The organism is Frankia sp. Mgl5 (assembly GCF_023242985.1).
GTDB lineage: Bacteria > Actinomycetota > Actinomycetes > Frankiales > Frankiaceae > Parafrankia > Parafrankia soli.
This window is the reverse complement of the sequence record NZ_JALKFY010000629.1, coordinates 1-5,751: the sequence shown is the minus strand read 5'-3', so window position 1 is coordinate 5,751 and position 5,751 is coordinate 1. Positions and strand designations below refer to the sequence as shown.

The following is a 5,751-nucleotide window of genomic DNA, read 5'->3' as shown; positions in this document are numbered from 1 at the left end:
GGGCCGGGCGGCGTCCCGGCGCCCGGGGGGGGGGGCGCGCCGGCGGGCCCCCCGCGCCGGCCGGGGGGGGCCGGGCCGCCGTGGGTGTCGACCGAGATCCGCAGCGGGCCCAGCGTCTTGGCCTCGGCGATCGCGGCGAGGATGTCCTCCTCCGAGGTCGCGTCCACGTGGACGTAGCGGATGCCCAGCTCGGACTCCAGCGCCTTGCCCTTCTCGTCCGCGACGTCGGCCACGACGACCTTCGCGCCCGCGGCGTGGAGACGGCGGACGGTGGCCTCCCCGAGGCCGCCGGTTCCACCGACGACGAGGGCGGAGTTTCCGCTGATCTGCATTAAGGTTTCCCTCTCTTGCTAGCCGCACTTTCGATCTGGAAGACTAACATTCTCATGAATGCGATCATGATCAAGAGCGCAGCCGCTTCGGTCGATGCGCGGCCCCGGATCTCGCGGGCCGTCTGTTCTGGTGCACACGTCGGTTCCGTCGGGGCCGCCGGCGTTACCGGCCGTGGCACGTCCCCAGCCGGCCCGCACATCGGACCCCGGTGAACATTCTGGAGACTGTGGCCGCCGCGCGCGCTGGTTCACTGCGCGCCGTCGGCCGGTTGCTGAGTCAGGTCGAGGGCGCCGGCCGTGACCAGGTGCTGGCGGCCCTCGAGCCGGCCACCGCCCGGGTGATCGGCGTGACGGGCCCGCCCGGCGCGGGCAAGTCGACCACGATCGGCGCGCTCGTCGGCGCCTACCGGGAGCGCGGCCTGCGGGTCGCGGTGCTCGCCGTGGACCCGTCCTCGCCCTACAGCGGCGGGGCGCTGCTCGGCGACCGGATCCGGATGGCCTCGCACACGAACGACCCCGACGTCCTCATCCGCTCGCTGGCCGCCCGCGGCCACCTGGGCGGGCTGGCGGCCGCCGTGCCGGCCGCCGTGCGGGTGCTCGCCAACCTGGCCTACGACCTGGTCCTGGTGGAGACGGTCGGGGTCGGCCAGTCCGAGATCGAGATCGCCGCCGTCGCCGACCCGACGATCGTCGTGCTGACGCCGGGCGCCGGCGACGCCGTCCAGGCGGCCAAGGCGGGCCTGCTGGAGGTCGCAGACCTGCTGGTCGTCAACAAGGCCGACCGCGACGGCGCCGACCAGACCGTGCGTGACCTGCATCTTGAGGTCGACGCCCCGATCCTCACCCTCGTCGCGTCAAAGGGGGAGGGCCTGGCCGCGCTGGTCGAGGCGATCGACGCCCACCACCGCGCCGACACCCTCGCCCGCCGGACGGCCCGCGCGCACGCCCAGATCCTCTCGCTGGCGCAGACCCGCCTACGGGAGCACCCGGATCTCGGCCGGCTCGCTGACGAGGTGGCCAACGGCCGGCGCGATCCCTACGCGGCGGCCGAGCTGCTGCTCGGCGGCCTGCCCGAGAAGGCCTGACGGCGCGGAGAAAGACCTTCTCGGCGGCGGGCGACGCGGCGTATCGCCCGGCCATGTCCGGGCGGATCCGATCAGGTGGTCTGCACACCACCGGTGAAACCGGTGAGGCAGAAATCCCACACTTCCTCGACGGTGATCGGATGTACGTTCTCGTCCTCGGACACCCCGTTGGACTGGGCCAGGAACATGACGGTCTGCATCACCATCGCGGCGGCGCGGCGTGGCTTGAGATCGGGGCGCAACTGGCCGGCCGCGGCGGCCCTCGTCATCATGTCGGTGATCAGGGCGAGCAGCGGCGCGTGCGCGACCTTCACCTCGGCCGGGTGCGAGACCAGCAGCTGCGGGGCGAAGTCGGTGAACAGGGGCCGCTGCTGGCGGGCCCGGTCGGAGTGGCTCTGCTCGTACAGCAGGCGGACGGTGATCCTGAGCTGGCCCAGCGGGTCGGGCTCCGCGGCGGAGGCCTCGCGGATCTGCCGGGCGGACTCGTTGAGGGCGTCCTCGAACAGAGCGAGCAGGAGCTCGTGCTTGCCGCTGAAGTGCTGGTAGAAGCTGCGCAGCGACTGGCGCGACCGGTCGACGACCTCCTGCACGGTGAGGTCGATCGAACCCTTCTCGGCGATGATCGCCTGGGCCGCGTCAAGGAACTGGACGACACGCTGCTCGGCCCGGAGCTTGGCCGCCCGGGTCGAGCGCTCGACGGCACGCTGCTTCCAGGCCGGCTCTTCGGTCGGCGTGATCACGGGCAGCTCCGTCTTCTGTGCCATGTACAGAAAGTACTGCACTGCTGCGCAGACATACTGCTAACACAGCAGGTGGACCCACTCCGGTGCCGTCGAGATCATAGCTATCGATCAATGAGAATGGTATTCTCGCACCTGTTCGGCGTGAAGGACCACGGGAGTGGTCCATACGTGACCTGGCACGTGCAAACCGACTCTGGGATGTTGGAAGGGCCGGCGGGGGTCGTCGGTCCCTCCGCGCGCACCGGGCCGGCAGGTGTGCCGTCCCCGGGGTGTTGTCGGGCAGTGTGTGCTCTCAAGGAGCCGATGTGACGATCTTCGCTGACCCGCGTGGCGGCACGGGAGGCCCGGCCGTGGCGCCCCCCGCCCGCCCCGCCGCGGCCGGCACCGCCGCCGCCGCGAGCCCGGGAGGGCGAGATGCTCTTTGAGTTCGACTCCGACCAGCGGCTGTGGCAGAAGACGATCCACGAGGTCCTGGTCAAGGAATGCCCGCCGGCGCTGATCCGCGGGATCGTCGACGAGGGAGCCGACGCGGCCCCGCTGTGGCGGGTCTACGCCGACCTCGGCTGGACCGAGCTGACCGAGCCCAGCGAGGCCGTGGAGCTGGCGATCGTCCTCGAGGAGCTCGGCTGGGCGACCGACCCGACCCCCTACCTGGCGACGATGACCTGGTTCGCCCCGCTCGCCCCGGGGGTCGCCGAGGGGGGCCAGACCGGCAGCGCCGTCCTGGACGGCGTGTCCGCCCGGCGTGACCGCGACGGCTGGGTTCTCAGCGGCGTCGCGCGGTACGTCCTCGACGGTGACCGCGCCGACCGGCTGGCCGTCGTGACCGACGCGGGGGTCTTCATCGTCCCCGCGGCTGATGTGCGGGCCACCCGGGTCGACGTCTTCGACCCCACGCTGCACATCGCAGAGGTCTCGCTGCCCGGCATCCGGGTCGGCGACGACGCGCGCACGGGCGCCGACCCACGGGCGGCCCGGGACCTGGCGCTCACCGGGCTGGCCCTCACGATCGTCGGGGCCTGCCGCCGTGTTCTGGAGCTGACGCTCGACCACGTCCGCACCCGCGAGCAGTTCGGTGCGCCGATCGGGTCGTTCCAGGCCGTCAAGCACAAGGCGGTGGACATGCACGTCGCGCTGGAACGCGCCCGCGCGCTGGCCTACTTCGCGGCGCTGACCATCGCGGCCGACGACCCGCGCCGCCGGCTCGCCGCCTCCATGGCCAAGGCCGCCGCCGGCGAGTGCCAGTCGGTGGTGTTCCGCAACGGCCTGCAGCTTTTCGGAGCCATGGGCTTCACCTGGGAGAACGACCTGCAGTTCGCGCTCAAGCGGGCAGTCGCGGGCGAGCTGCTGCTCGGCGGCGCCGCCGAGCACCGGGCGCTGATCGCCGAGGAGTACCGTGCAACTCACGTTTGATGCCGACGTCGAGAAGTTCCGCGCCGAGTTCGTGGCGTTCCTGGACGCGAACCTGCCCAGCGAGGCCGAGACCGGCGAGCGCGCCTACTCCAGCGCGCACGTCCCCGAGTGGGCGCGGCGCTGGCAGCGGCTGTTGTTCGACTCCGGTTGGCTGCTGCCGGGCAACCCGCCGGAGTTCGGCGGGCGCAACGCCTCCATCCTCGAGCAGTACGTCCACCTCGAGGAGCTGGACCGCCGGCGCATCTACCACAGCTTCAACCCGCAGGGGCTCGGCATCATCGCCGCCTCGCTGCTGTCGTTCGGCTCCGAGGAGCAGAAGCGTCGCTGGGCGGTGCCGATCCTGCGGGTCGAGATCACCGCGGCGCTCGGGATGAGCGAGCCCGGCGCCGGCTCCGACCTGGCCTCGCTGCGCACCCGGGCGGTGCTCGACGGCGACCACTTCGTGGTGAACGGGCAGAAGATCTGGACGTCCGGCGCCCACGACGCGGACGTGCTGCTCACCTTCGTCCGCACCGACCCGGACGCGCCCAAGCACAAGGGCATCAGCGTGCTGCTGATCCCCACCGACACCCCCGGCGTCACCCGCCGGCCCTTCGGCTCCCTGATCGACCGCGACGACGTCGACTTCAACGAGGTCTTCTTCGACGACGTCCGGGTGCCGGCGGAGAACCTCGTCGGCGCGCTGAACAACGGCTGGCACGTCGCGAACGGCTCGCTCGGCCACGAGCGCACCCTGCTGTGGCTGAGCTTCGCGCTGCGGCTGGAGGAGCTCGCGCGCGACTTCCGTCCCGTCGACGCGCTCGACCGCGACGCGTACGCACGGCTCGTCATGGACGCCCAGGCGCTGCGGTTGCTCGGTTCGGCGGCGCTGGCGCGGGCCGCGCGCGGCGAGCAGGACGTCGCCGCGCTGTCCGTGCTGAAGCTGCTCGGGTCGGAGGCGGTGCAGAAGGCCTCGGAGCAGGCGATGGAGTCAGCCGGGGTGGCGGCACTCGAGCATCCCGGGATGACGGCGCCTTACGCTCATCTCAATCTCGAGGCGTTCTCCGCCGGGTGGTTCGAGCGCTACGCGAGGTCCTTCGCCGGGACCATCGCCGGTGGCACCTCGGAGATCCAGCGCACGATCGTCGCCGAGCGTGTACTCGGTCTGCCGCGAAGCTGAGGAGCCAGCCTTGTTAGTCCTATACGACGTCGCCGACGGGATCGCGACGATCACGCTCAACCGCCCCGAGGTCGCGAACGCGCAGAACGGACCGCTCCTCGAGGAGCTCGACGCGGCGTGGACGAAGGCGGCGGCCGACAAGGACGTGGCGGTGATCGTGCTGCGCGCGGAGGGGAAGCACTTCTCCGCCGGGCACGACCTGAAGTCCGGTCAGCCGCTCCCCGATAAAATCACCCTGGAGATGCTCTACGAGCTGGAGGCACGGCGCTACCTGGAGTTCTCGCTGCGGTGGCGCAACGTTCCCAAGCCGTCGATCGCGGCGGTGCAGGGGCGCTGCATCTCGGGCGGGCTGCTGCTGTGCTGGCCGTGCGACCTGATCATCGCGGCCGAGGACGCGCTGTTCTCCGACCCCGTCGTCGCCATGGGCATCGGCGGTGTCGAGTACCACGGGCACACCTGGGAGCTCGGCCCGCGCAAGGCCAAGGAGATCCTCTTCACCGGGCGCGCGGTGACGGCCACCGAGGCCGAGAAGATCGGCATGGTCAACAAGGTGGTGCCTCGCGACCAGCTCGACACCGAGACCCGCGCGCTGGCCCAGCACATCGCGACGATGCCCAGCTTCGGGCTCCGGCAGGCCAAGCGCGCGGTCAACCAGACCCTCGACGTGCAGGGCTTCTACGCCGCGATCCAGTCGGTGTTCGACGTCCACCAGACCGGGCACGGCAACGCGCTGAGCGTCAGCGGATGGCCGGTCCTGGTCAACCTGGACCAGATGAAGTCAGCGATCAAGAAGGCCGACTAGGCCTGACCGGCCGGCCCGGAACAAGGCCGACCGGTCTGATGGGCCGGTTCGGACCAAGGCCGACCAGGGTTCGGCGGGCCGGTCCGGCGCAACAAGGTCAACGGAGCCGGCCTGCCGGCCCGAGACACAGCCGACGGCGGGGGGGGGGGGGGGGGGGGGGGGCCCCCCCCCCCCCCGAGGGCCCCCCGGGCCCCCCCCCCCCCCGCCCCCCCCGGCG

At 71.8% G+C, this 5,751-nt stretch carries 6 protein-coding genes; 4 read left to right on the top strand and 2 right to left on the bottom strand.

Features of this window, described 5'->3' with window-relative positions; translation table 11 throughout:
• Nucleotides 1-332, bottom strand: a 332-nt coding sequence (locus MXD62_RS18055) for an SDR family NAD(P)-dependent oxidoreductase (protein ID WP_248830700.1), incomplete at its 3' end; no start/stop codon positions are given.
• 209 nt (nt 333-541) lie between these two features.
• Here MXD62_RS18055 and meaB point away from each other — a divergent pair.
• Entirely contained in the window at nt 542-1,417 is an 876-nt protein-coding gene (gene meaB, locus MXD62_RS18050; RefSeq protein WP_071066742.1) for a methylmalonyl Co-A mutase-associated GTPase MeaB, read from the top strand.
• Nucleotides 1,418-1,488: 71 nt separating this feature from the next.
• Here the strand turns inward: meaB and MXD62_RS18045 are convergent, their stop codons facing one another.
• Nucleotides 1,489-2,181, bottom strand: a complete 693-nt coding sequence (locus MXD62_RS18045) for a TetR/AcrR family transcriptional regulator (RefSeq protein ID WP_071066759.1) — start codon at nt 2,179-2,181, stop codon at nt 1,489-1,491.
• 393 nt (nt 2,182-2,574) lie between these two features.
• Between MXD62_RS18045 and MXD62_RS18040 the strand changes: the two genes are divergently transcribed.
• Genes MXD62_RS18040 through MXD62_RS18030 form a run of 3 tightly spaced genes read left to right on the top strand, consistent with a single transcriptional unit; the run spans nt 2,575 to nt 5,534 of the window.
• Entirely contained in the window at nt 2,575-3,573 is a 999-nt protein-coding gene (locus MXD62_RS18040; RefSeq protein ID WP_248830699.1) for an acyl-CoA dehydrogenase family protein, read from the top strand.
• The gene (locus MXD62_RS18035; protein ID WP_248830698.1) at nt 3,557-4,732 is read left to right on the top strand and encodes an acyl-CoA dehydrogenase family protein; all 1,176 of its coding nucleotides are present in this window, start codon (nt 3,557-3,559) and stop codon (nt 4,730-4,732) included. Before MXD62_RS18040 ends, MXD62_RS18035 begins: the two co-directional genes overlap by 17 nt.
• Before the next feature lie 10 nt (nt 4,733-4,742).
• Nucleotides 4,743-5,534, top strand: coding sequence for an enoyl-CoA hydratase (locus tag MXD62_RS18030; RefSeq protein WP_248830697.1), 792 nt, complete (start codon nt 4,743-4,745; stop codon nt 5,532-5,534).
• Nucleotides 5,535-5,751 lie beyond the last annotated feature (217 nt).